This is a genomic window from Candidatus Eisenbacteria bacterium (assembly GCA_030017955.1).
Lineage (GTDB): Bacteria > Eisenbacteria > RBG-16-71-46 > JASEGR01 > JASEGR01 > JASEGR01.
Genome location: JASEGR010000150.1, coordinates 1 through 3,071 on the forward strand (window position 1 = coordinate 1; position 3,071 = coordinate 3,071).

Here is a 3,071-nt window from a genome sequence, read left to right on the forward strand (position 1 = left end):
TGCCTTATGAAACGCTCTGCATTTCGTAAAGTTATTTCTGGGACGGCACACTAGCGGCTTGCAAGGTCTGGGTCAATGGAAGATGTGCCGTGCTGCTCGCAGTCAGTGTTGAGGGAGAGCTGATCGCGAACCAACGAACGCAGAGAAACATATCGCTCACAGGTATTAGATGAATAATTCGGGAATGGGGCACGTTTTGACCACCCGCATAGGTTTCTTCGCTTTCGGATTGAAGTTTTTCACTTGACATACTCAAGACTTTGAGTAAAAATACTCAAGACTCTGAGTAATTCGCCGATGGGAGTAACGACATGTTCAAGAGACCAATGTTCAAGACGCTTCTGGGACGACTCAAAGAGCCACGTCACTTCATGCAGGTTCTACTGGGTCCGAGGCAGACGGGGAAGACCACCCTTGCCCGGCAAGCAATGGAATCACTTGATTCTCCGACTCACTATGCATTTGCAGATGAGCCCACCCTGCGCGACAGAAGCTGGATCGAGCAACAATGGGAACTGGGCCGACTGCTCACCAGAGGGACACGCAAACCGGGTGTAGCGCTTCTCGTACTTGATGAGATCCAGAAGGTTCCTGGATGGTCGAGCGTGGTGAAGCTCTTGTGGGACGAAGACTCTGCAAGGAAGCTTCCCCTGAAAGTGGTTCTGCTTGGCTCCTCTCCCCTGCTCGTTCAGAAGGGACTGACTGAGAGTCTGGCTGGCCGATTTGAGATCATTCCAGTCACACACTGGTCTTTTCCGGAAATGAAGCAAGCGTTCGATTGGACGATCGAGCAGTTCGTCTATTTCGGCGGATATCCTGGAGCCGCACAACTGGTGGATGAGGAAGATCGATGGTCCCGTTACATCATTGACTCGCTGATAGAAACGACCCTGTCCCGCGACATTTTGCTCATGACAAGGGTAGACAAGCCTGCACTGTTGAGACGTTTGTTCCAGCTCGGTTGTGACTATTCAGGACAAGTTCTCTCTTATCAAAAGATGCTGGGTCAGTTGCAAGACGCGGGCAATACGACCACACTCGCCCACTATCTCGAGTTGTTGGCGGGCGCAGGCCTTCTTACTGGCATCCCCAAGTTTTCTGGTCGAAAGGTGAGACAGCGTGCCTCAAGTCCTAAGCTCCAAGTGTTGAACACTGCGCTCATAACAGCTCAGGCCTCGGTGTCTTTCAGAGATGCTCAGAAAGACCGGAACTTCTGGGGACGGCTGGTGGAGTCTGCAGTTGGCGCTCATCTTGTCAACTGCAGTGTTGGAAGTCGTACCGAAATTCTTTACTGGCGGGAGCGTGGGAAAGAAGTGGATTTTGTGGTACGTGAAGGCGCCAGGACATTAGCTCTTGAGGTTAAGAGTGGTCGTAGGAAGGTGGTGCTCCCGGGAATGGATGCCTTTTCCAGCGCTTTTCATCCAAGAAGGAAACTCTTGGTGGGGGGGCAGGGAATGCCTCTCGACGAGTTTCTGACTGCGTCGTTAGCTGACTTGGTGGCGTGACAGTGGCAGGCCAGCTAGACCCTACGCTTCGCCGCACTTGAAGAAGCCCGAGGAAGATGCGTGTTTGTGTTGTCGGGTTTCAAAACATTTGCTTGACAGATTATCCGACTTGTCCGATAATTCCTACGGAGGTGAGCATTATGAACTATTTCTACACAAAATTGGGCGCCAGAATCAGAGCCTTCCGGCGACAGAGAGATCTGTCTCAGCAAGACCTGGCGAAATCACTGCAGGTTAGTCGTGTTTCCATATGTCAAATAGAGACTGGTCAAAGGAAGACAAGTGCGGGGGAGATAGCTAGGTTGGCTGAGATATTTGATGTTCATACAGATGTACTCCTCAACCTGGAACAGGACGTAACTGTAGTCCTAGAAGTGAAAGAAGGTATCACCCCCAAGAAAACGACAGACATAAGGATTAGCGTCCCACAGAAGAATCTGGCGAAGTTCAAGGAGGTTCTGCTCTATGTCCTCAACAGAGTGGGCTCCAAGCCCAATTTCGGCGAAACCGTCCTCTACAAGATTCTTTATTTCATAGACTTTGATTTCTATGAGAGATATGAGGAGCAACTTATCGGTGCAACCTACAGGAAGAACAGGTATGGGCCTACTCCCTTGGAATTCAGGAGGATTGTAGAGCGGATGGAAGGGAAAGACCTAGTGAAGCTCAAGGACAAATATTTTCAATATCCTCAGACAAAATATCTCCCTTTGAGAGAACCCGACCTGACCCAGCTGGGAGCACATGAAACCAAAGTAATTGACGAGGTGTTGGAAAGGCTCTCAGGCATGAATGCCTCCCAGATCAGCGAATATTCTCACAACGACGTGCCATGGCTGACCGCCGAGAACGGGGGGATAATAGACTATGAGGCGGTCTTCTATCGCACCCCACCTTATTCTGTGAGACGTTACAGTGAAGAAGATATTTAGTGAGGTCAGGAGCCTCAGCGAATTTGAAAGAGACATAAGGAAGCTTTCCAGGAGATTTCGCACTCTGCCAGAAGACCTGGACACATTCATAAACACCCAACTAAATTTGTTCCATAAACTGGGCAAGGACAATAAGGGTATTTTTCTTATCCCAGGCCTCGACATAAGCAGTCCTAAGATATACAAGGCCAAGAAATTCGCATGTAGATCACTGAAGACAAAGGGAGCGGCCAGCGGAATAAGAATCATTTATGCGTTCTACGAGGAAGAAGACGTCATAGAGTTTATCGAAGTCTATTACAAAGGCGATCAGGAGAATGAAGACAGAGAAAGAATACTGAGGAATTATCAGAAGTAACGCTTGTTTTGTGCGCCGTGGAGGAGTCGAACCTCCGGCTTACTGATTAAGAGGTAGCTCCTTTGGGGCGCTCCCACCTGCTAAATCCTTCTAAATCCCACTATGTCCTTCTAGTTGGTGCGCTTCGTCAGAGGGCGACCAACTACATCCTTCTATGTCCTTATAAATATGAAGTGCACAAAAGGAGCACAGTGACCATCCCCTATACCGCGGTTTCCCATTTGTTGAACGTCAATTGTTTTTCCCGTTGGCGACAATTAGAATTCCCGTTTTTTC

The 3,071-nt window shown here is 49.2% G+C and carries 3 protein-coding genes; all 3 read left to right on the forward strand.

From position 1 onward, the window contains the following. The first annotated feature begins 311 nt into the window (after positions 1–311). The 3 genes from QME66_13115 to QME66_13125 all read left to right on the forward strand — a co-directional run bounded on the left by QME66_13115 (position 312) and on the right by QME66_13125 (position 2,795). The gene (locus tag QME66_13115) at positions 312–1,505 is read left to right on the forward strand and encodes an ATP-binding protein (protein MDI6809887.1); all 1,194 of its coding nucleotides are present in this window, start codon (positions 312–314) and stop codon (positions 1,503–1,505) included. Between the two features lie 140 nt (positions 1,506–1,645). Next, on the forward strand, positions 1,646–2,437 hold the full coding sequence (locus QME66_13120) for a DUF4065 domain-containing protein (GenBank protein ID MDI6809888.1): 792 nt from the start codon (positions 1,646–1,648) through the stop codon (positions 2,435–2,437). Next, on the forward strand, positions 2,421–2,795 hold the full coding sequence (locus QME66_13125) for a hypothetical protein (GenBank protein MDI6809889.1): 375 nt from the start codon (positions 2,421–2,423) through the stop codon (positions 2,793–2,795). The genes QME66_13120 and QME66_13125 overlap by 17 nt, the downstream gene beginning before the upstream one ends. Positions 2,796–3,071: the final 276 nt, after the last annotated feature.